The 24958-nt window shown below is 62.5% G+C and carries 8 protein-coding genes; 2 read left to right on the top strand and 6 right to left on the bottom strand.

Annotated features, from left to right (window positions below; genetic code table 11):
- Nucleotides 1-209: 209 nt before the first annotated feature.
- A complete protein-coding gene (locus RG2_RS00700; protein WP_051730279.1) occupies nt 210-17477 on the top strand; it encodes a non-ribosomal peptide synthetase in 17268 nt (5755 codons plus the stop codon).
- Entirely contained in the window at nt 17474-18385 is a 912-nt protein-coding gene (locus RG2_RS00705; protein ID WP_051730278.1) for a glycosyltransferase family 2 protein, read from the top strand. The genes RG2_RS00700 and RG2_RS00705 overlap by 4 nt, the downstream gene beginning before the upstream one ends.
- 3 nt (nt 18386-18388) lie before the next feature.
- Here the strand turns inward: RG2_RS00705 and RG2_RS00710 are convergent, their stop codons facing one another.
- The 6 genes from RG2_RS00710 to RG2_RS00735 form a co-directional block, all read right to left on the bottom strand.
- The gene (locus RG2_RS00710; protein ID WP_033231689.1) at nt 18389-19279 is read right to left on the bottom strand and encodes a glycosyltransferase family 2 protein; all 891 of its coding nucleotides are present in this window, start codon (nt 19277-19279) and stop codon (nt 18389-18391) included.
- Between the two features lie 116 nt (nt 19280-19395).
- Nucleotides 19396-19884, bottom strand: coding sequence for a hypothetical protein (locus RG2_RS00715; RefSeq protein ID WP_033231688.1), 489 nt, complete (start codon nt 19882-19884; stop codon nt 19396-19398).
- Nucleotides 19881-20108 carry a helix-turn-helix transcriptional regulator gene (locus tag RG2_RS00720; protein WP_033231687.1) on the bottom strand — a complete coding sequence of 76 codons (228 nt, stop codon included), beginning with the start codon at nt 20106-20108 and terminating at the stop codon, nt 19881-19883. The genes RG2_RS00715 and RG2_RS00720 overlap by 4 nt, the downstream gene beginning before the upstream one ends.
- A 52-nt stretch (nt 20109-20160) precedes the next feature.
- Nucleotides 20161-22173, bottom strand: coding sequence for a YhgE/Pip domain-containing protein (locus RG2_RS00725; protein WP_033231686.1), 2013 nt, complete (start codon nt 22171-22173; stop codon nt 20161-20163).
- A 5-nt stretch (nt 22174-22178) separates the two neighbouring features.
- Complete coding sequence (locus RG2_RS00730; protein WP_033231685.1) at nt 22179-22910, bottom strand: ATP-binding cassette domain-containing protein; 732 nt, start codon at nt 22908-22910, stop codon at nt 22179-22181.
- A 184-nt stretch (nt 22911-23094) separates the two neighbouring features.
- On the bottom strand, nt 23095-24930 hold the full coding sequence (locus RG2_RS00735; RefSeq protein WP_033231684.1) for an acyl-CoA dehydrogenase: 1836 nt from the start codon (nt 24928-24930) through the stop codon (nt 23095-23097).
- Nucleotides 24931-24958 lie beyond the last annotated feature (28 nt).

Genomic DNA, 24958 nt, shown 5'->3' on the forward strand with positions numbered 1-24958 from the left:
TATCGGGTAAGTCCGGTGGCGTGCCGGCTCGCCGTGAACGAGCGTACAGACCAGGTTTCGCGTGGGATCCATCGAGTTGAGAGGATGTCACCTGATCTGTGCCGATCGCCACCGCGTCGATTCGCGAACGAAGCTATAGGTTAGCCTAAGCTTTTCTGCTTGCGTGTGCAGCGTGGTTTCGTGGATGTGTGAATTGGGGATGACGAGCGATGTCGGTAGTTGTTGGTGGCGCTCGGGATTTCTCGAATCTGCCGGCCGGGGCGTTCGAGCTGTCCGCAGCGCAGAAGAGTATCTGGTTCGCACAACATGCGGCCGGCTCCGTTCCGATCACGATTGCTCAGTACGTCGCGATCGACGGGGATCTCGACGCTGATCTGCTCACCGAGGCAGCCAGACACACCGCCCGTGAACTCGGAACGGCGATGATTCGTTTTGTCGCGGCTGAGCCGGTGCCGTATCAAGTCGTCGACGACACTCAGCGTGACGAACTGATCAGACTCGACTTGCGTTCCGAATTCGATCCCGAGGCCGCCGCTCAGGAGTGGATGCAGGACGAGTACAGCACGCCCATCGACATCGTTCGGGATCGATCGATCGAGGTGGCGCTGATTCGTGTCGCCGATCGCAGGCACTTCCTGTACGCCCGCATCCATCACATCGCGCTCGACGGTTTCGGCGCGAAGACACTTGTCGACAGAGTTGCCGAGCGCTACACAGCGGCGGTGGCCGGTCGTGAACCCAGGCCGAGCAAGGCGGTGCCGTTGCCGGAAATCGTCTCCGATGAACAGAAGTACCGACTGTCGAGCAGATTCCAGCTGGACGCGAAGCACTGGGCGGAGCGGCTACGCGACCTACCCGATCCGATCAGTCTGGCCGATCGAACCGGGACGCTCGACACCCACTCGAAGGTGGTCAGCGGAGCATTGCCCGCGGAGACGGCCACCGCGATCGACAGCGCAGCAGTGCGTCTGAGAGCGACGTTTTCATCGATAGCCGTCGCATCCACAGCGCTCTATTTCGCAAAGATGACCGGCAGCTCCGATGTAGTACTGAGCTTGCCGGTCTCGTCGCGAGTGAATGCTCTGTTGCGCAACTCGGGTGGGATGGTCTCCAACGTCGTTCCGATCCGATTGTCGGTCACCGCAACAACAACGGTTGCCGATCTGGTGGCGGATGCGTCGTTGGAGCTGACAGGCGCACTCCGTCATCAGCGGTATCGATTCGAAGATATGAGGCGGGACGCAGCCGATCGCGGGGAGATTCAATCCTCCGGCCGGCGTGGGCTTTTCGGACCGGCCGTCAACATCATGATGTTCGGCAACGAACTCACTTTCGGATCGATGACCGGACGATTGCACATTCTGTCGACCGGGCCGGTCGAGGACCTGTCGATCAACGTTTATCCCAGCGTCGCGGACCAGGAATCGCGCGTGGACTTCGAGGCCAACCCATCGTTGTACAGCCGCGCTGAGCTCGCGAATCACCACAGTCGCTTCCTGCAGTTACTGGATCGATTTGTCAACGCGCCCAGTGATCGGCGCGTCGCCGAGATTTCGCTTGTCGGAGAAGACGATCGGCGTGACCTGGTACCTGCGTACGGTCGACCCGCCCCGGAACCCACTCTGATGCAGAACGTCCTCACGGGCACCGTCAGCCGTCATCCGGACAGCCCCGCGATAGTTCACGGGGACGAGGTTCTGACCTACCGCGAAGTCGGCGCCCGCGCGAACAAGCTCACCCGGATGTTGCTGGCCCGCGGTGCCGGACCGGGAAGTTTTGTGCCAGTGGTGCTGCCGAGGGGGCCGCGACTGGTTGTCGCAGAACTGGCAGTGCTCCAGTCCGGAAGCGCATTCGTCCCCATCGATCCGGACCTTCCGACGGCCAGGATCGAAGCGACGATCGCCGATTGTGGCGCTGCCGTGGTGATCGCGGCCGGTCGGAACTGGCCGTATCACCCGATCACTGTGGATTTCGACGACGAGCTCGCGCGATCCGAATTCGCTTCCACCTCTGCGGCTCCGATCACCGACGCTGAGCGTCCTCGCATTCGGATCAGCGATGTGGCATACCTGATCTACACCTCCGGTTCGACCGGAAAGCCCAAAGGTGTGGCGATCACCCATTCCGGGATCGCGTCGTTCGCGGCCGAGCAACAGCATCGCTACGGTGTGAAACCGCACTCTCGCACATTGCAATTCGCGTCTCCCGGATTCGACGCATCCATCCTCGAGCTGATTCTCGCATTTGGAGCCGGGGCGGCAATGGTGATTGCACCCCCGTATCTCTACGGCGGTGAACAGCTCACCGATTTCCTGCGTGCCGAGCGAATCACGCACGCGTTCTTGACGCCTTCCGCGCTGGCCTCGGTGGAGCCCGAACAACTCCCGGACCTTGCTGTGGTCATTGTCGGTGGTGAAGCGTGTCCGCCGGAACTGGCAGCAAAATGGGCGCGCGGGCGCGCGATGTTCAACGCGTACGGACCGACCGAGTCGACAATCATGGCGACGGTTGCCGGACCGTTGGATCCTGGTGCACCCGTTGATATCGGTTATCCGATCACCGGTACGTCGGTGGTGGTGCTCGACAAGTTCCTGCAGCCGGTTCCTCGGGGCGTCACCGGCGAGCTGTATGTCAGTGGCAGGGGACTCGCCCGTGGTTACCATCGGAGACTATCCCTGACTGCCGCAACTTTTGTGGCAAACCCACTGGCGGCCAACGGTTCCCGGATCTATCGGACCGGAGACCTGGTGCAGTGGACACCCGAGGGTACGTTGCGTTATCTCGGGCGCGCCGACTTCCAGGTGAAAATCCGTGGTTTTCGCATCGAGTTGGGTGAGATCGACGCGGCGCTTACCAGCCACCGCGACGTGGAGTCGGCAATCACGATCACCTACGAAGGTGGGCCGTCCGGTGATTCCGCGTCGCTGGTCTCGTATCTGCTTCCCGTCTCCGGTCGGGAGATCGACACTGCCGGTGTCCTCGCACACGTGCAACCGCTCCTGGCGTCGCACATGATTCCCTCTGCGCTCATGGTGATCGATCGGATACCGCTCACCTCCGCCGGCAAGCTGGATCGGACGGCTCTGCCGGCGCCGGTGTGGAACCGGGCCCCGTATGTCGAACCCGCACCTGGTTTGGAATCACTGGTTGCTGCAACCTATTCCGAGTCAACCGGAGCAGACACCGTCGGAGCGCACGACGAATTTTTTGCGTTGGGTGGAAACTCACTGACAGCTACTCGGGTGGCGAGTGTGCTCGGGCGAGCGCTCGGCACCACAGTTGCTGTGCGATCGATTTTCGAAGCGCCGTCGGTGCGTGCGCTTGCCGACAAGCTCGCCGGTCTCACGCCGGAGGTCGGCCGACCCGCACTACGGCCCATGCCTCGAACCAGCCCGATCGGTGTTTCGCCCGCACAACACCGCATGTGGTTTCTCAATCAATTCGACACCGGCTCAGCTGCATACAACATTCCGGTGGCAGTTCGACTGTCGGGTGAACTCGATCATGTGGCTCTTGCCGGTGCATTCGGCGACGTGGTCGATCGACACGAGGTGCTGCGCACGAGCTATCCGGATTCACCGGACGGACCGATTCAGCGCATCGCTCCGATCAGCGACCAGGCGACGGGGCTACCGTTGCGGGAGGTCTCACGGGAAGATCTGGCCGGCGAACTCGAACGCGTCGCGCGTCGAGGGTTTGACGTTTCTTCCGAGATTCCCTTTCGCGCCGCCTTGTTCAAGGTCGGGCCGAGCGAACATGTACTGATCCTCGTCATCCACCACATCAGTGCCGACGGGTCCTCGACGGCGCCCCTGGCTCGCGATATCGCTCAGGCGTACCTGGCTCGGCTCGAGAACCGAGATCCAGGCTTCGAGCCCTTGCCGGTTCAGTACGCGGATTACACTCTCTGGCATCGAGAATTGATGGGCAGCGAACTCGATCCGCATTCGTTGTCGCGGACGCAGACCGAGTACTGGTCACGGCAACTGGGCGGCCTTCCGGTTCGGTTGGATCTGCCAAGCGACCGTGCTCGCCCAGCGCTTGTGTCGACCAGCGGGCAGGCGTTCTCCGGCTCGATCGACGCCGATCTGTTCGCACGGGTCTCGGCGCTGGCAGTACGCTCCGGTGCAACGGCTTTCATGGTCATGCACGCGGCGTTGGCCGTGCTGCTTGCCAGACTCAGTGCCACGTCCGACATCTCGGTGGGCACTCCCGTTGCAGGACGCGGCGATCCGGCTCTCGACGATCTTGTCGGCATGTTCGTCGGCACGGTGGTCTTACGTACCAAGGTGCATGCGCACGAGACGTTCTCGGCACTCCTCGACCAGGTTCGAGACGTAGACCTCGGGGCGTTCGCGAATGCCGACATACCGTTCGAGCGTTTGGTGGAACTACTCAACCCGGAGCGTTCGGCCGCACATCATCCACTTTTCCAAGTTGGATTCTCCTATCAGAATCTCAATTCCGGATCGTTGGTGCTCGACGGTCTCGACGCCGAGATCATCGATCTGCCGCTGGGCATTTCGAAGTTCGACCTGCACTTGACGTTGTCCGAGAAGACCAGCCCGACTGCGCCGACCGAGGTGCACATGCAGTGGGACTATGCCGACGCACTCTTCGACGAAGAAACTGTCGCCCGGTTCGCTCACAAGTTCGTGCACATCCTGGAATCCGTAGTCGCGCAGTCGGATCGGGTGATCGGCGATATCGATCTGACCACCGATCGATCGACGACCGTGATCGGTGCGCTCAACAACACGCGCCATGCTCTGCCGCCCACGACCCTTGCCGACCTGCTGTCCACTCAGGCAGGCACCACCCCCGAGGCGATTGCTCTTGTCACGGACACGATGTCGATGTCCTACGGCGAGTTCGCTTGCCAGGTCGAAAACCTGGCCAGGACGCTGATCTCGAAGGGGATCGGAACCGAGGATCGTGTTGCCGTCGCCATCGAGCGTTCGCCGGCCATGATGGTGGCACTCTGCGCGGTACTGCAATCGGGTGCCGCGTACGTACCCGTCGACCCGAGTGCTCCCACCGAACGGATTGCGCGGATTCTGTCCTCCGCGTCGCCCGTCTTGATGCTGACCGTAGAAGCGGTCCGTACCCAGTGTGAGGCTGCGGCCCGAGTCAGCCCGGTCGACGTCTTGGTGGTGGATAGCCAAGGCGTGCCCGCCGAGAGGTCTGGTCCGATCACGGACCGAGTCAGGATTCGCCCCCTGCGACCGGACAACACGGCGTACGTGATCTACACGTCGGGATCGACGGGAATGCCGAAGGGCGTCGCGGTTTCGCATTCGGCGGTAGTGAATCAACTGCTCTGGAAGCAGGATCGGTACCCGCTCGGCGGCACAGACACCGTGCTTCAGAAGACGCCGATCACGTTCGACCTGTCGGTGTGGGAACTGTTCTGGCCGTTGATCAGCGGCGCGCGGTTGGCGCTCGCCCGGCCGGACGGACATCGTGATCCGGAGTATGTCGCCACGGCGATGCGTGACTTCGAGGTCACGACAGCACATTTTGTTCCCTCGCTCCTCGACGCGTTTCTCGAATCCGGTGGCGGAGTGGATCAGCCGTCGCTGCGCCGTGTTCTGTGCATCGGTGAAGCGTTGCGTCCGCACACTGTTGTAGAACTTCGACGCAATCTCGACGTCGAGATTCACAACCTCTACGGACCGACCGAGGCAGCGGTGAGCGTCACTGCGTTCGACTGCGACGACGTGCAGGACGTCACCGTCCCGATCGGCACACCGGTGTGGAATACACAGCTGCTGGTGCTGGATTCGCGTCTGAAGCAGGTCCCGCTCGGCGTTCCCGGCGAGTTGTATCTCGGCGGTGCACAGTTGGCGTCGTGGTACGAGGGGCGGGCGGATCTGACCGCCGAACGATTTGTGGCGGGACCGTGGTCCGGAGAAGGACGACGGATGTACCGCACCGGTGACCTGGTTCGCCATCGTAAGAACGGCGTGCTGGAGTACCTGGGCCGTAATGATTCCCAGATCAAACTGCGGGGCCAGCGCATCGAACTGGGGGAGATCGAAGCGGCGCTCGGCCGAGATCGGCGTGTGCGTGCGTGCGCGGTCATCGTCCACGAGTGGCGGTCGGCTCCGGAATCGGCGTCCTTGGTGGCGTACATAGTTCCCGCAGAGGTCGCCACCTTCGACGGATCAGCCGTTCTTGCTGATCTCAAGGGCGTGCTGCCCGGCTACATGGTGCCCACTGTTCTCGAGGTTCTCGACTCGATCCCACTGAATGCGAACGGCAAAATCGATCGGCGGACTTTGCCGGAACCGACTCCGGTGCTTCGTGAATACCGCTCGCCGCAAGGGCACGTCGAACAGCAGGTTGCCGACATCATCGAGGAGATCCTCGGGATCGAGAACGTCGGACGAGCCGACAATTTCTTCGAGATCGGTGGAAACTCACTGGTCGCAACGAGGGTGACACACAAGCTGACGGGAGTGTTCTCCCGGGAGGTTCCGATCCGGGCGCTTTTCGAGGCTCCGACCGTTGCCGAGTTGGCCCATTGGATCGAGAGTGCGCCCCGCAGCTCGGCCGCCTTCGGTGTGCCGCCGCTGCCGCCACCGCCGCGTCCGGACATTGTGCCGCTGTCCGTAGCGCAGGAACGTATGTGGTTTCTCGGCCGGCTCGATCCGCAGTCGCCGGTGTACAACCTTCCGGTTGCCCTGGGTCTGGACGGCGATCTCGACCCGTCGGCCTTGGCGACGGCGATGTCGGACATCGTCGATCGTCACGAGGTGCTGCGGACCTACTACCCGGAGTTCGATGGTGTTGCCCGCCAGCATGTTCTCGACGCACCGTCGTGGATTTTGCAGCCGGCAGTCGACGTCGAACCGGAGAACGTGGGCGAGCTGATCGCGAAACTCGCCGGTCGGGGCTTCGATCTGACCCGCGAGGTACCGCTCCGTGGGGTTCTGCTCCGGATCGGTGACCATGCGCACGTTCTGGTGCTTGTGGTGCATCATATTGCGGCGGACGGTCTGTCGATGGGCCCCTTGATCCGTGATCTGATGGTCGCGTACTCGGCACGGGCCAACGGCAACGCGCCGGCGTGGTCGCCACTTCCGTTGCAGTATGCAGATTTTGCACTATGGCAGCGGAGTCTTGTATCCGATACCGCGACCGCTACCGGGCGCTTCGACGGGCAACTCGAATACTGGCAGTCGGCGTTGGCCGACCTACCAGCGGTGCTCGATCTGCCAATAGATCGGCCCCGCGGTCAGGTGCGCTCTGCCGAGGGCGACACAGTGCGGTTCCAGGTGAGCGGCGACGTGCACCAACTGTTGCGAGGGTTCGCTCGTTCGCGCCGCACAACTCTGTTTGCCGTAGTCCACTCTGTCGTCGCGGTTCTGTTGGCACGGTTGTCCGGTCAGGGCGACGTCGCGGTCGGTACGCCCGTTGCCGGACGTACCCATGAGTCGGTGGACAACCTCGTCGGAATGTTTGTCGGCACAGTGGTTCTGCGTACTGCCGTCGATCCGGACCTCTCGTTCGACGACCTCGTGGCGCAGGTGAGTCGCTCGGACATCGAGGCGATGAGTAACAGCGATGTTCCGTTCGAACAGGTTGTGGCCGCACTCGATCCACCGCGCTCGGGTTCATTTCACCCGCTTTTCCAGGTGATGCTGGCTTTTCAGGATGCGGTTCCCACAGAGATCGAATTGGCCGGGGTGAGAGCGCGTCCGATCCCGATCGATCTACCGGTGTCGCGTTTCGATCTACATCTGACTGTTGCGACGGATCCGGATCCGGAGCAGGCGCTCGACGTCCTGCTGACCTACGCCGTTGATATTTTCGACCGGGCGACGGCAGTGTCCATTGCGCAGCGATTCGCCGGGTTGCTTGCGACGTTGGTCGGCGATCCCGCCGCCGGGATCGGCTCGGCGGATATTCTCGGGCGCACCGAGCGAGAGTTGATCCTCGACAATTGGGGCAGTGGGCCGAAAACTGTTGTCGGAGTGCCCTGCACGTACTCCGAGTTGCTCGCAAAGCGAGCTGCACCGAGCAGCGACGCCGTGGCGTTGAGATCGGCGGATCAGGTACTGACCGAAGACGAATTCCGATCTCGGGTGAACAGCTTGGCCAGGCTGCTGATCGATCGCGGAATTGGTCCGGAAAAGATAGTGGCACTGGAACTTCCGCGCGGAATCGACCTTGTCGTGTCGGTGCACGCCGTGCTGGCCGCTGGTGGAGCCTATCTACCGGTGGATCCCGGCCTGCCTCGCCCGAGGATCGACGCGATGATGTCAGCTGCCGGTGCGACGCTGACGATCACCGAGGCGGTACTGGCTGAATTCGACACTGCGCATTACTCGTCCGATCCGATCGAGGATTGCGACCGCATGCGCCCGCTGCTCGGTGGACATCCGGCATACGTGATCTTCACGTCTGGTTCCACCGGTGAGCCGAAGGGCGTTGTGGTGTCGCATGAGAGTCTGGTCAACCGTCTGACATGGATGAGAGATGATTACTCCCTCGACCGAGAAGACGTGTTCCTGCTCAAGACACCGGTGACGTTCGACGTCTCGGTGTGGGAGCTGTTACTGCCTGCGGTGATCGGGGCAACGCTGGTGATCGCCTCGCCGGACGGCCACCGCGATCCGCGATATCTGGGGGAGTTGATCGACCGGTCACAGGTGACGGTGGTTCACTTCGTTCCTTCCATGCTGGATGCATTTGTCGGCTCTCATGTCGAGTGCGCACCCATGTTCCGGAGCCTGCGCATCGTATTCACCAGTGGCGAGGCACTGTCACTGACGAGCGCTGCCGCGCTTCACCGTTTGGCGCAGGTCGAGATGCACAACCTCTACGGCCCCACCGAGGCCGCTGTGGACGTCACCGCAGTCGAGGTGCCTCGCTCGGTGGCTCTAGACGGGCGGGAGATCTCGATAGGCTCCCCGGTAAGCGGCACCGCTGTTTACGTCCTGGATTCGCGATTGAATCCCGTCCCTGTCGGCGTGCGTGGAGAGTTGTATCTGGCGGGCGTTCAGTTGGCGCGGGGCTATGTCGGGCGGAGCGATCTGTCGGCCGGTCGCTTCCTCGCGAACCCGTTCGCCCCGGGCACACGGATGTACCGAACAGGCGACGTGGTCGCGTGGCGTGCTGACGGGACACTCGAATATCTGGGGCGCAGTGACTTCCAGGTGAAGCTGCGAGGTCAGCGACTGGAGCTGGGGGACATCGAGGCAGCCTTCGTCGGACTGCCGGGTGTTGCCGGTGCGGTGGCAAGGGTGTACGAAAATCCGGCGACCGGTGCCGAAATCGCTGCCTACGTGATGCTTACGGGTGACATCGTTCCCGACACGGCACAGCTCCTGGCGGATGTGCGGCAGACTTTGCCTGCGTACATGGTGCCCAGCTCGGTCACAGTGCTGAGCGAACTCCCACTCGGTTCTACCGGCAAGCTCGATCGCCGAGCCCTGCCGACGCCGGAACGGCCGATCGACCGAGTGGTTCTCGCACCGCGAAACGCGGCCGAAGCCGAGATCGCCGAGGTGTTCCGCGCGGTGCTGGGCCACGACGAGGTGAGCGTCGACCGGGACTTCTTCGATCTCGGCGGAAATTCGCTGGTGGCCAATCGCATAATCGGTGAGGTCAACGCACGGGTGGGCGCTGACCTCCGATTGCGCGATATTTTCGACAATCCGACAGTGGCCGGGCTGGCAGATGCACTCGCGCAGTTGCCTCGCCGCATCGAGGAGTCCGCGCGTCTGGGGGAGCTGGCTCGGCCGGAGCGGTTGCCGCTCTCGCCGGCTCAGCAGAGAATGTGGGTTCTGAACCGACTCGATCCCTCGTCGGCGGCCTACAACATCGCTGGGGCAGTAACGGTGAACAACGACCTGAACGTCGCGGCACTTGTTGCGGCGGTAGGTGATCTGGTGATCCGGCACGAGGTTCTGCGCACGGTGTATGTCGAGAGCGGCGACGGCGTCGCACAGGTCGTCCAGGAAGCGGACGCACCAGGTACCGACAGTGCGGCAGTCACTTTCGAGGACTTGAGCGATACCGGTTCCGAACAGCGCACCGCGCGGATTCGTGAGTTGATCTCGGGCAGCTTCGATATCACTGCTCGTGGGCCATTGCGGGTGCACTGCCTCCGTGTCGGTACAGACCGCCACACACTCGTTCTGGTACTGCATCATATTGCCGGAGACGGCGCATCGATACCGATCCTGTTGCGGGAACTGGTGCAGGCGTACGTTGCTCGAGTTTCGGGCGGCAGCCCGCAGTGGGCTCCGCTGGTGCATCAGTATGCCGATTACGTGTTGTGGAATCGTGCGGCGATCGGTGACCCACGCGATCCGCAGTCTGTTGCGGGGCAGCAGCTTGCATACTGGCGAGAAGCGCTTGCCGACGCTCCGGCCCTGCTCGAACTTCCGTGGGACAGGCCACGAACCGATCAGCCCACTCAGCGCGGAGCGCGGGTCAGTTGCCCTCTGACGCCGGCTGTCCGCGAAGGCTTGGCAGATCTCGCCCGAGCGCAGCAGGTTTCGATGTTCATGGTCGTGCACGCCGGTGTGGTGGCCTTGCTGTCCCAACTGGGCGCGGGGTCGGACATCGTTGTGGGGACACCGGTTTCGGGCCGAAACGACCCGCGTTTGGCCGATACGATCGGCATGTTCGTGGGAACGGTGGCGTTGCGTACGGCAGTTGATCCCGTTGCCTCGTTCGGCGAGCTTCTTGCCGTGGTGCGCGCACAAGATCTCGCGGCGCTGGCAAATGCAGACGTCGCGTTCGAGCACGTCGTGGAGGCCGTCGGAGTGTTGCCGACACGAAGCCACCACCCGGTGTTCCAGAGCACGGTCACGGTCGCCGAATCGGCTGCAGACCTGGTGCAGATTGCGACCGGCGATCTCGGCGGCGTCGAGGTGGAACCAATCGACACCGGTTCGGTGCGCTTCGACCTCGAGTGGAGCGCAACGTCAACGCTGGGTGTCTCGGGTGAACCTTCCGGGCTGGATCTGGAATTGGCCTATGCCACAGACCTGTTCGACGAGTCGACGGCTCAGAGCCTGGTAGATCGGCTCGCATGCGTGTTGAACGTGGTTGCGGCCGACGCAACGATTGCCGTGCGTTCGATCGATCTGCGACTTGCCACGGATCAATTTCCGGAGGCCGTGCCGTTCGACGGAACGCGGCTGACGTTGCCCGAGATCCTGGAGGGTGGGGTTTCGCTCGGCACGACGGCACTGATCGATCCTGACCGCGGCGACCAGTTGTCCTACGTCGAGTTGGACCGAGCGTCGAATATTCTGGCGCGCACATTGATTCGACGCGGTTTCGGTCCGGAATCCGTTGTCGCGATTTGTGTACCCCGCTCGTTCGACTACGTGATTGCGGTGTGGGCAGTAGCAAAGTCCGGGGCCGCGTTCCTTCCCGTCGATCCGAATTACCCGGCCGATCGCATCGTGCACATGCTCGAGGATTCGGGTACGACGCTAGTTATAGGGTCTGACGTGGAACGGGTTCTGCCGGCGAATCTTTCTGCTCGGATCGAGGTGTTGGACCTCGGTGATCTGCGGAGCCGGAGTGAGCCGGATGGTGCCCCGATCGTGGACAGCGACCGACGCTCCCCGATTCGTTTGTCCAACGTCGCATATCTGATCTACACGTCAGGCTCGACCGGCACGCCGAAAGCAGTAGCGGTCACTCACGGTGGCCTGTCCGCATTTGTGGAGGCGCAGAAGCACTACGGAGTCGATGCCCGTTCGCGCACTATGCAATTCGCGTCGACGAGCTTCGATGCCTCGGTACTCGAGTTGCTCTTGGCGTTCGGTGTGGGTGCGGCGATGGTTGTCGTCCCCGACGATGTGTACGGCGGCACAGAGCTGACGCAGCTCCTTCGCGAACAGCACGTCACTCACGCTTTTGTAACCCCGTCTGCGTTGGAGTCGATGGATGCGCAACACCTACCGGAACTGTCGGTGGTCATCGTCGGCGGTGACCAATGCGCCGAGGCTCTGGTTCGGACGTGGGGCGCCGGGCGACGGATGTACAACGCGTACGGACCTACCGAATCCACGGTGATGGCAACACAATGCGGTCCGATGGATCCGTCAGTGCCGGTGTCGATCGGCGCTCCCGTAGTGGGTACAACGGCCGTGGTGCGTGGGGACGGGCTTGTGCCGGTTCCACCGGGTATCGAGGGTGAGCTGTATCTGTCCGGCGCTGCGTTGGCCAGGGGTTATCACGGAAAACCAGGCCTGACGGCGTCCCGCTTCGTCGCGGACCCGGACGGCGCTCCGGGTTCTCGCACCTATCGAACGGGCGACCGGGTACGTGTGACGGGTTCGAACGCCGCTACTCGAGAGCACCGGTATTGCGGGCGCGGCGACGATCAGGTGAAGATCCGGGGTTACCGGATCGAATTGGGTGAGGTGGAGTCGGCCGTAGCGACTTATCCGAATGTCGCTGCTGCGGTGGCGATCGCCTACCGTGGTCCGCAAGCATCCGAACCGGTGCTGGTGGCGTATGTGCTCGCTCACCGAGGTGTCGAGATTGAACGTGCAGGATTGCGCGCACACCTCGCGGCACATCTGCCGACGTACATGCGTCCGGCATCGATTACGTTCATCGATTCGCTGCCTGTGACGCCGGCCGGAAAACTGGATCGAAAAGCCCTGCCTGAACCTGTTTTCGAGCAACGTGTGTACGTGGCGCCGCGAACCGATGACGAAATGGCACTGGCCGGCATCTTCGAAACAGTGACCGGCTCGGCAACCGTGGGTATTCACGACGGATTCTTCGAGATCGGCGGCAATTCCTTGCTTGCCACTCGATTGGTAGCCCGTGCAAACGAGGCATTCGACGCAGGGTTGAGTGTGCGTGATCTTTTCGACGCACCCACAGTGGCGGAGTTGGCGCCACGAATCACTCGGGGTGCTTCGACGCGTCCACCGCTGCGCGCGTTTGCACGTCCCGAACGCGTCCCGTTGTCGCTTGCGCAGCAGAGGATGTGGTTCCTCAATCGTTTCGATCCGACGTCGGCTACGGAGAACATTCCGATTGTGCTGCGTGTGACGGGTGACCTTGACGTGGTAGCGCTCGGGTCGGCGATCACAGATGTCGTAACACGGCACGAGGTGCTGCGGACGGTGTACCCGGATTCGGTGGCCGGTCCGTATCAGGACGTGCTGCCGCCGTCATCGCTCGACGCGGAGTTGCAAGCCGAGTGGACTCCGGAAACTTCTCTGCACGAGCGTATTCTGGTGTCGGCGAGAACACCCTTCGACGTCACCGCGAGGGTTCCGATCCATGTCGACCTGCTCCGGGTGGGTGGCCGAGATGCGGATGCGGTTCCTGTCCACGTACTGGTGCTGGTGGTTCACCACATCAGTGCCGACGGCTATTCGATGGCGCAGCTGGCGGCAGACACGATGACTGCGTACGCGGCTCGCATCAGCGGCTTCGCACCTACGTGGGAGCCACTCGAGATCCAGTACGCCGACTTCGCGATCTGGCAGCGAACGGTGCTCGGTGACGAGAAGGAATCGGGTTCGGTTGCTGCGCAACAACTCGGCTACTGGCGCGGGCAACTGAGTGGTGCCCCGGAAGTGCTCGATCTTCCCTGTGATCGTCCTAGGCCTGCACGGCAGTCGTTTGTGGGTGCCAGATATCAGTTCGAGGTGAACGCAGAACTGCACACTTCGCTGCGCGATCTTGCCGCTGCTCGAGGCGTTACGGTATTCATGCTCATGCACACCGCTTTGGCGGTGCTCCTCGGGCGACTTGCCGGCACCGATGACGTCACGATCGGAACTCCCGTCGCCGGCCGCGGCGAGCAGGCTCTTGATCCGGTGGTCGGTATGTTCGTCAATACCCTTGCGCTGCGGACGGTTTTGCCGCTGTCAACGAGTTTTTCCGATGCGGTCGACATGGTGCGAGAAGTGGATCTCGGTGCATTTGCCAACGCGGATATCCCCTTCGAACGGCTGGTGGAGGTACTGGAGCCGACGAGGACACAGGCTCATCATCCCCTGTTCCAGGTCGCACTCTCGTTCCAGAACCTTGGCGATATGACCTTTGCCTTGCCGGGACTGGAGGTGTCCGTCGTCGATCCGGATATCGAACTGGCGGAATTCGATCTCCATCTGACCCTGGTTCCCGGCGCAGACGGCGAATCGGGACCCATGGCGGCGCAAATTGTCTACGCCACCGACCTTTTCGATTCGGGTACCATCGCCGACTTTGCCGATCGCTACCTCCGGATCATCGATTCCGCAATCGATTCTGTGGACCTCCCTTGTGGAGATATCCCGCTGCTGTCGAGTGCGGATCATCGCCGCATCGACGGGATTGCCAGTGGTGGAACCGGGTTGGTGCACGGAGCTGTGACACTTGCTTCCGAGTTTCACGCACAGGTCAGGATCAGTCCGGACGCACCCGCGATCACCTCTGGCGATGAGACGCTGAGTTACGCGCAGATGCAGCAGCGGGTGTGCGCGCTGGCGCGGTATCTCGTCGAGCTCGGAGTTGGGCCGGAAACTCAGGTGGCAGTTGCTGTTCGGCGTTCGATCGACCAGGTGATCGCGATGTACGCGGTGGTCGAGGCGGGCGGCGCCTACGTGCCGGTGGAACTCACGCAGCCCACAGAGCGAGTTGCGCTCGTGTTGGACACGGCTGCACCCAGCGTGGTGGTGACCGCAGGTGGTGCGGACGGAGTGGGCAGTGGAAGTTGGGTGGAGGTCGACCTTCATACACTCGATCTGAGCGGTCATTCCACAGGTGCGATGACCGATGTCGAGCGCCGCGCGCCGTTGCGTGGTGATCACCCGGCATACGTGATTTTCACGTCCGGGTCGACGGGTGTACCCAAGGGCGTCGTGGTACCTCATGCCGCGGTGGTCAATCAGTTGCGCGGGATGCAGCAGGAATACCCGATGGACGCGTCGAGTGCTGTGCTCGTCAAGACGTCGGCAGGCTTCGATCTGTCGATCTGGGAGTACTGGTGGGCGCTGCACGTGGGTGCCAGACTCGTGCTGGCACCGCAGGACTCGCAATTCGAACCCGAGGTGTTGCTGTCGGTCATCGAGAAGGAGTCGATCACCGACGTACATCTTGTTCCTTCGATGTTGCTGATGCTTACCGCAGCGGCCGACACCGGATTCCCCGAATGCGTGCGGAATGTGCTGTGCATCGGTGAGGAATTGCCGGTATCACTTGCAGCGAGGTTCGGCGCTATATCCCCTGCGACCCTGCATAATCTCTACGGTCCCACCGAGGTAGCGGTAAGCGCCACTCGGCATCGGGTGTCCGGCGCCGACACCCGCGCGATACCTATCGGCCTGCCCGAACCGGGTGTGTCTGCGTACGTTCTGGACTCTCGTCTGCACCACGTTCCGGACGGAGTAGCGGGCGAGCTCTACTTGTCGGGAATTCAGTTGGCACGTGGATACCTGGGTCGTTCGGCGCTTACTGCCGAGCGCTTCGTGGCGGATCCGTTCGGTGCCCCGGGCGGTCGGCTCTACCGCACGGGCGACCTTGTCAGTCGTCGCCGCGACGGCTCGCTGACTTATCTGGGCCGCATCGACCTGCAGCTCAAGCTCCGTGGATTCCGCATCGAGTTGGGAGAGATCGAGTCCGCCCTGGCCGGCTATCCCGGTGTGGGAGAAGCAGTGGTGAGCGTCTACTCGCCGAACGGTGCCGACGCGCGACTCGTCGCCTACGTGAGCGCACCGAGTTCGGATCTGTTCGATCTCGAGGAGCTGGACAAACACCTTCGGTCCCGGCTGCCGGGATACATGGTGCCTTCCGTCGTCGAGGTGCTCGAGCAGTTGCCGCACAATGCAAACGGCAAAATCGACCGCGGCCGTCTGCCCGAGCCTCGAATCCCGCAGCGGGTGTTTGTTGCGCCCACGAATGCAACGGAACGATTGGTTGCTGCCACGGTTGCCGACGTGCTCGAACTCGAGAGCGTCAGCATGAATGACAACTTCTTCCAGGTCGGCGGAAACTCTTTGCTGGCAACACGAGTGGTTGCACGGCTGCGAGAGTCCGGTTCGGCAGAGATCGCGGTCCGGTCTGTCTTCGACGCGCAGACCGTCGCCGAACTGGCGGTTCTCGTCGGCGCCGCGGCGAGCAGTGCCGACCGTGGACCCGATTTGGTGAGGCGTCCGGCGGGCGCGGTAGTACCCCTGGCGCCTGCGCAGGAGCGGATCTGGGCGGCAAATCGCGCCCAGCAGGGCAGTGATTGGAATGTGCCGATTGCGTTGCGTCTACGGGGCAAGATCGACCACACGGTGCTGGCTGCAGCCGCTACCGATCTCTTGACCCGCCACGAATCGCTCCGCACGATCTATCCGCCGACGCCGGACGGACCCGTTCAGGTTGTCGTGCCAGTGGCCGACGTCTCCCTGGATCTGCAGCCGAAGCAGGTGTCGGAGTCGGAGTTGGCTGCGGTGCTGCACGGGTTCCTCTGGTCCGACTTCGACGTGACCACCGACCTTCCGTTCCGAATGCAAGTGCTGCAGTTGGGAACCGAGGAGTTTGTTCTCGCCATCGTTGTGCACCACATTTCCGCGGACGGGTATTCAATGGGGCCGCTGACGCGTGATGTTCTGATCGCGTATGCCTCACGTAGCGCCGGCCTCGAACCCTCGTGGCAGGAATTGCCGGTTCAATTCGGTGACTACTCGGTCTGGAAGCACAAGATTCTGGGTTCGGCGCTCGATCCGGACAGTGAACTGAATCGACAGGTTCGTCACTGGCAGAACGTTATCGGCCGGGAACCGCGTCCGATGCTTCGATCCGATCATCCCAGGCCGGCGGTGTGGCAGACGGCAGGCGAGACCGTCGAGTTCGACGTCGATTCGCAGTTGCATGCTGATTTGACGGCGTATGCGCACGACCGGGGTGTCAGTCTGTTCATGATTCTCCAAGCCGCGTTTGCCGTTCAACTGAGCGCCCTCGCCGAGAATCCCGACGTTCGGGTAGCGACGGCAAACGCCGGTCGTGGCGATCGGCTTCTCGACGACATGGTGGGTAACTTCGCCGAAGACGTACTCATGCGGATACACGTCGACAAGGGGATCGCGTTCGATGATGTTGTCGAGCAGGTTCGTTCGTCGTTGCTCGACGGTTTGGCTCATCCCGACATCTCGGGCCCGCGGTTGATCGAGGCGCTGGGCTTGCCGGAGTCGGAGTCGATGAATGTGCTCTTCCCTGCGACGATGATCCTCCAACGTGCCGAAGCCGGAATCGACATCGACGCCCATGGCCTGTCGGTTCGATCCGAGCCCTTCTCGAACTGTGTGGCGAAGCATGAATTGGAATACGCGATCACCGAACACTTCTCGGATAACGTGCCGAGTGGACTGACTGGAGCCCTGATCTATCCGGTGGCGTTACTGCGTCGCAGTAGTGCCGAACAGATAGTGCGGGACTACATCCGGATAGTGGAGTCGGTACTCTCGGCCGAAGGTCGTACTGTCGAGGAATTGGGGAGACAACTCACATGAGTAGCCATGTGGGGAGAAATTCGGCAAGGTCGGCAGGCTCAGCAGAATCCATCTCGGTGGTGATTGCAGCCTTCCACGCGTTGCCTCTCCTCGACGAGCAGTTGCATGCACTGGCGGGTCAGGACTTCGACGGCCGTTTCGAAGTGGTGATCAGCGACAACGCGGGTGAGTCCGCGCTGCGTACACATGTAGAGGGGCATCCGCTTCGCGATCAACTGACACTTCGCTGGGTCGATTCCTCGTCGGTGCCGGGAACGTCGTCCGCGCGTAACGTCGGTACGCGGGCGAGCCGGTATCCGTTTGTGGCGTACTGCGATCAGGACGATCGCGTCCATCCGGGGTGGCTCACCGCTATGGCGTCGGCGTCGGCGTCCTTCGATCTTGTTGGTGGCCCACTGGAGAAACACACCCTGAACGACCCGGTTGTGGCACGTTGGCGTGCGTTACCGGAACCTGACGAACTTCAAGTGCTCGGTCGTTTCCTACCGATCACCTTCGGCTGCAACCTCGGCATCTGGCGCGAGGTATTCGACGATATCGGGGGCTGGGACGAGAGCTATCCGGCAGCCGGAAGCGATGTCGAGTTCTGTTGGCGCGCGCAGATAAAGGGCTACACCTTGGGTAACAGCCCCGAAGCGATTGTCGCCTACCGCTTTCGGACGGGTATGCGCGAGTCGTGGCGTCAGGTGGTGAGTTACGCCGAGGAAGAAGCCAGAGTGGCGCGGCAGTACGACGCTCCTGGCCGCGCCTGGTACTGGCCGCTCGTGCATGCCGGTGTCGTGGTGGCATTGCTGCCGGTGTGGCCTTGGGCATGGTCACGTAGTCGTCGGGGCGAATGGGTATGGACCACCGGTAATCTGGTGGGCCGGATCAAAGGCAGTATCAAGTACCGCATCGTCTATCTCTGACTTTCAGAGGTAGTAGACACGGTTTTCGATGCTGCCACGGATGCGTCCGTAGAGATTGGCGAGGTGGAAGAGCCACATTCCCGTGGTGTTTCTCCGGACCTTCCTCGGAATCAAGGGATTTCGGAAGACAATGTAGGCAATCGTGTCAGCCAGCGCAATGGGCGATCGGCGAGGCATTCCGTGGTCGCGGAAACTCGCGTAGAGCTTGGCATCGGCACGTCCGCCCGCCACGTTCTGTCGCCAGTGTTCGAGGTACGAGTCACGCAGGCGGTAAGCGGTCACGGCGTCGGTGGCCTGTCCGAGAGTGAAGCCCCGCAATTGAAGTCGAACGCAGAACTCGAAGTCTTCACCGGAACCGGTGAATTCCTCGTCCCATCCACCGAGCTCGTCGATGAGGGACCGTGGCGCGGCAAAACTGCAGCCTGCAGTGACAGGGAGAAATCCGGGGATGTTCGGCAATGTGCCGCTTGTCGGAAGTGGGCGCCAGGAGGCGACGGCAGCAGAGTTGATCGACGCCGTTTCGAGTGTGCCGCCCACTGCGTCGTAGCGCGTGCATGCTTCCACCATCGCGCTGAGCCACCCGGAGTGGACGCGGTCGTCGGCGTCGGCGAATGCGATCAGCTCGCCCTTGGACTGTGCCACACCGGCATTGCGGGCGTGCGCCGCACCGGGCTTGTCGCTGCTGTCGATCAGCCGTAGCGCGAGCGCGGCCGCATGGGGATAGTTTTCCAGGTGCCGCCGAAGACCGTCGGTAGAACCGTTGTCGCTGACGATTACTTCGAAGCGGCCTACGTAATCCTGTGCGGCCAGCGCGTCCAGCTGTTCGTCGATCAGTTCGGTGGCGTTGTACGCGGGTATGACAACCGACACCAAGTCCGGGAGTGGGCTGGGCATCTGACCTCCGAATAGTGGGGACCCGAGCAGGTAGAGCCCGAGCGCGCCTCCACTCTATTCGGTTGCCGCGAACTTCTGGGCCGTCAGAAAAGATGGGCTGTCAGAAAGATGGGCGTTCAGAGAAGCTCGTCCGCCTCGTCGCGTAGGGCGGCGCGCCTCTGGTGGCGTTTTACACCCAGGACGGCAGCCGTGAGTCCGATGAGCGCACCGACTCCACCGCCGGCCCAGGTCGCGATTCCCTCGCCCGGCCGAGCCATCAGTTGTGCGACGACGCCGATCAGTGCGATCACGTAGACGGACCCGGCCACGAGTACTCGGGGCTCGAGACCCCTCATGCTCGCGTAGACATCGACATCGTGAGCCTGTGCGTAGCGCAGCACCACCATCGAACAGACAAACCACCCGATGATCAGTCCGAATGAAATCCACGCGCCGGTTCGTCCGGCAACCCACGGCAGAATCGCGGCGGCGATCAAAGCGATCCAGTACGCCAGTTGGAACCCGACCGCTGAGGCTTCGTTCCACACGTCGCGTTGGCGCTCGTCCTTGTAGAAGTCGTCGTCCAGATCGCCGACGAACCGCAGTGCCTTCATCATCGTGCTCATACTGTCTCCTCGGCATGTTCCGGTAGCGGGAAGAGTGTTTCGACGGTGGTTCCCAGCGCTCCTGCCAGCCGTATTGCCAGGTAGACACTGGGTGCGTAGTCACCGCGTTCGATGGAGACGATGCTCTGCCGACTCACCTGGCCAGCTGAGGCCAGCTGCGCCTGGGTGAGCCCAATGAGGCGTCGGTGCTCACGCACTCGGTTGTCTCCGGCTCTTTCGACCATGGAAAAAGTAAAGGACACTTGTCATTCAATGTCAAGTAGACTTGTCATAGCGCTACACCTCGATCGGCGGATGCAATCTATCCATCGTCCACTGCCGATTGCGCCGGGCGGCAAGCGAACTGGCGGTCAGTGATGCGATCAGAACCCCGCTGAGCACCGCGATGGACACCCAGAGCCTAGAGTCGATTCCGCCTACCGTGAGCTGGCGCAGACCGTTGACGGCGTACGTCATCGGATCGAACGGATGAATGATCTGGAAGGGTTTGGCTGTGGTTTCGACGGGATAGATTCCGCCGGCCGAAACCAGCTGCAACATCAGGAACGCCAGGGTGACAACGCGTCCGACGGACACACCGAATATCGCGTTGAAGGCTTGGATGAGTGCCATGTAGGCGCCCGTGATGAGAATGAGGAATCCGACGGTGCCCGCGATATGCGTGGCATGCAGTCCCACTCCGAAGTGCACCACCACGTACATGACGATCACCTGGCAGACGCCGATCAGCAGCGCCGGCCAGTACGACGCCAACACAACGCGCAGCGCTCCCAGTCCGTTGGCGATCGGGCGGTTCTGTAGTGGCTTGAGCAACATCCACGTGATGATGCCGCCCACGAACAATGCGAGAGGCAGGAAGAACGGAGCGAAACCGGTGCCGAAGGTGGCGGCTCGGTTCTTGTAGGTTTCCTGCAGTTCGACCGGACTGGAGAGCGTTTGCGCTGCCGCGGTGCGCTGCTCGTCAGTCCAACTCGGCACCTGCCCGGAGCCTTCGGTGAGCTTGGTGGCAAGTTCGGACGCGCCGGCCTGCAACTTCGGGGTTCCCTCGGCGAGCTGAGCAGCGCCGTCGGAGAGTTCGATACTGCCGTCGGTGAGCTGTACGAGACCACTGCTCAGTGTTTGGGCGCCGGCATTGACCTGTTGGCCTCCGTCGCGTAGCTGGACGAGTCCGCTGCGCAGTTCGCCGCCGCCGCCGACTGCCGCGCTCAGGCCGGCACGGAAGGTGCTCGACGGATCTCCGAGTTGATACGCGAGTTGCTGTGCGCCGCTTTTGAGCTCGGCCAGTTGTCCCATGGTGGATTCGCCGAACCCTTGGGTGCGCAGGATGTCCTGGGCGGGTGCCAACGCGTTGGCGATCTGCTGCGAAACGGGATCGGGATTCAGGCGCAGTGCTGCCACGGCTTGGCCCACCAACTGTGTTGCCTGAGCTTGCGTGTCGCCCAGAACATTCAGGGTGTCGACAACCTGGGTGACGCCGCCGCTGAGTTCTGTTGCGCCGTTGCCCAGTTGACCGGCACCCACATCGAGTTGTCCCAATCCGTCGGTGAGCGCCAGGATTCCACCGGTTGCGGTGTCGATTCCCGCCGATAGTTGCGCGGTACCGTCGGCAAGGGTGGCGGCGCCGTCGCGGGCGGTCACCATGTTGTCCGCCAAAGTCTTCGAGCCACTGGCAAGTTGGGCTGCGCCGTCGTTTGCGGTTGTCATGCCTGCGGAGAGTTGTTGTGCTCCGTCAGCGGCCTGTTTCAGCCCGGCGCCCGCGTCGGTGAGTCCCAGCAGCACGGTCTCGACGGATTGTGCGCCGATCGTGGCGCCCACCTGGTTGAGAATCTGCTGGGCGGCATTTTGGCCGATGATCGTGGCCAGGTAGTTGTTCACGTCGTTGAAGGCGAACTGCAACTGGGCTTTACGTGGGTTGTCGGACGTGGGCGACGCGACCGCTTCACTGAAATTCTCGGGCAGTGTCAACGAGAAGTAGTACGTGCCGTCCGAAACGCCCTGCGCTGCTTCGTCAGGGGAGACGAGGTGTAGGTCCAGTTCGCCGGAGTCGAGGAGGGCTTGGCTCACCTGGTCACCCGCGTTGAGTTCTTTCCCTTGAACCATGGCGCCGCGATCGATGTTGACCAGCGCGACCGGAACCTTGTTGACCTCGCCGAACGGATTCCAGAACGCCCACAAGTACATTGCGCCGTACAGCAGTGGCATGAGGATGATGGTGACGAGTGCGATTCGGGGCATGACTCCCCGGGAGAACCGCTTGAGTTCGGTTCCGAGTGACATTCCTGCAAGCATCGCCGCTACCTCGCGCCTTCTTGATCGGGATAGGTGACATCGTCGCGCAGAGTGAGCACATCGACCGGTGACCCTTCGGGCAGCGGATTCACCGTGGAGCAGATGACGGTCTGATATCGCCCGAGGTCGGCGAGTCGCTCCACCAGGTAGGCGCGCTCGTAATCGCGTCGTACCTGCTCGAGGTCGTCGATGACAAGCACCGCGGTCTTCTTGGTGTTCGCGACGGCGATCCGCAGCAGGGTGGCTTCGAGTTCACCGAGATCGCTGACGTATTGACCCAGACGCGGTAGTGGGTGATCGCCGAACACCGGCCCGCAGACGGCGGCGAGTTGCTCGTCACCGGCGCGGCCGATCAATTTGTACCATGGTGCATCCCAACGGATCTGCTCCGTGACGAGGTCGCGAACGGTGACCGACTGTGCCAGTTCGTCGATGTCCTCGAAACCGGCGATGGAGCAGATGTCGAAGATGTCGCGCGGGCGGGTACGTCCGAATACGCTCAGTGACCCGGAACTGGGCTTCAATCGCCCGCTCAGTGCCAGGAGCAGTGAGGTGCGTCCGGATCCGGCCGAGCCTTCGATGACGGTGACGCCGCCGGCCCCGATGTCGAGGTCTACCGGGCCGAATACCGGGCCCCACGGTCCGTCGAGGCGTAATCCCCGCGCTGTTACTGCTGTCTCGCGCGTGTACTCGGGCTGAGATTCGTACGCCTCGTGCGGAGCGGCCACGGCGATCACCTTTTCGGGTTGGAGTCGGCAGTGCTGGTTCAGCCAACCACAGACAACCCGAACTGGTGCCCCGAGTGGGCGGCCGATCGTGAAGGTTTTTGCTCGCTGCGCGAGTAAAAACCTTCACGATCAGCGAACTGAAACGGGTCCGGCCGCCGAGGGAAAACCCTCAGCGGCCGGACCCGTCAGTAAATCAGAATGCAGCTTCGTCGATCTCCATGATGTCGTTCTCCGTGTTGGCGATGATCTCGCGTGACGCGGTGAGCTCCGGCAGTACGTTCTTGGCGAAGAAGGACGCGATGGCGACCTTGCCCTCGTAGAACGCCTTGTCCTTGTCGGAAGCGCCGTTGTCCAGCGCTGCGATAGCGATCTCCGACTGGCGCAGCAGCTGCCAGCCGATGATCAGGTCGCCGACAGCCATCAGGAAGCGCACCGAGCCGAGTCCGACCTTGTACAGCTCGGAAGGCTGCTCCTGAGCGCCCATGAGGAACCCGGTGAGGGTTGCCGCCATGGTCTGGACGTCTTCGAGGGCGGTAGCAAGCAGTGCGCGTTCCGCCTTGAGGCGACCGTTGCCTGCTTCACTGTCGATGAACGTCTTGATCTGTCCGGCAATGTGAGCGAGGGCGACACCGCGGTCACGAGCGATCTTGCGGAAGAAGAAGTCCTGCGCCTGGATGGCGGTGGTTCCTTCGTACAGCGAGTCGATCTTGGAGTCGCGGATGTACTGCTCGATCGGGTAGTCCTGCAGGAATCCCGAGCCGCCGAGGGTCTGGAGGCTGTCGGTCAGGTACTGGTACGCGCGCTCGGAGCCGACGCCCTTGACGATGGGGAGCATGAGGTCGTTGACACGGAACGCGGTGTCCTTGTCGGCGCCCGAGACATGCTTGGCGACGATCTCGTCCTGGTGCGCCGCGGTGTAGAGGTACACCGCACGCAGGCCTTCGGCGTATGCCTTCTGCATCGCGAGGCTACGACGCACGTCGGGGTGGTGCGTGATGGTGACGCGCGGTGCGGCCTTGTTGGTCATCTGGGTGAGATCGGCACCCTGGACGCGCTGCTTTGCGTAGTCGAGAGCGTTGAGGTAGCCGGTGGAAAGGGTGGAGATAGCCTTGGTGCCCACCATCATTCGAGCGTGCTCGATGACGTCGAACATCTGCGCGATGCCGTTGTGAACCTCGCCGACCAGCCAGCCCTGGGCGGGGACGCCGTGGCCACCGAAGGTGAGCTCACACGTGGTGGATGCCTTGAGGCCCATCTTGTGCTCGACGTTGGTGACGAAGACGCCGTTGCGCTCGCCGAGTTCGTTGGTCTCGAAGTTGAAGTGCGTCTTCGGGACGAAGAACAGGCTCAGACCCTTGGTGCCGGGGCCGGCGCCTTCGGGGCGAGCGAGGACGAGGTGGAAGATGTTCTCGAACAGATCATCCGAGGTTGCGGACGTGATGAAGCGCTTGACACCTTCGATGTGCCAGGAGCCGTCGTCCTGCTTGATCGCCTTGGTGCGGCCGGCGCCGACGTCGGAGCCTGCGTCGGGCTCGGTGAGGACCATAGTGGCGCCCCAGCCGCGTTCGACAGCAGTGGCTGCCCAGCTCTTCTGCTCTTCGGTGCCGTTGTTGAACAGCACGTCGGCGAAGGAGGGGCCGGCCTGGTACATGAATGCGGCCGGCTGCGCGCCGAGGAGCATTTCGGCGATCGCCCACACGACCGTGCGGGGGACGGGAACGCCGCCGACCTCTTCACTCAGCCCCATGCGGAACCACTCGGCGTCCCACATGGTGCGGAAGGACTTCTTGAAGGATTCGGGAAGCTTCGCCTCGTGGGTCTCCGGGTCGAAGACAGGCGGGTTACGGTCGGCGTCGGCGAAGGACTCGGCGAGCGGTCCCTCAGCCAGTCGTGCGACCTCGGCCAGCATGCTGCGGACGGTGTCGGCATCGAGATCGCCCCAAGCGCCTTCGCTCAGTGGCTTTTCCAGTCCGAGTACCTCGAAGAGGTTGAACTCGAGGTCCCTGACGTTGCTCTTGTAATGGCCCATGTCTGCTTCTCCCAGTGAGGTGGTGCGG

It is taken from the genome of Rhodococcus globerulus NBRC 14531 (assembly GCF_001894805.1).
Taxonomy (GTDB): domain Bacteria; phylum Actinomycetota; class Actinomycetes; order Mycobacteriales; family Mycobacteriaceae; genus Rhodococcus_F; species Rhodococcus_F globerula.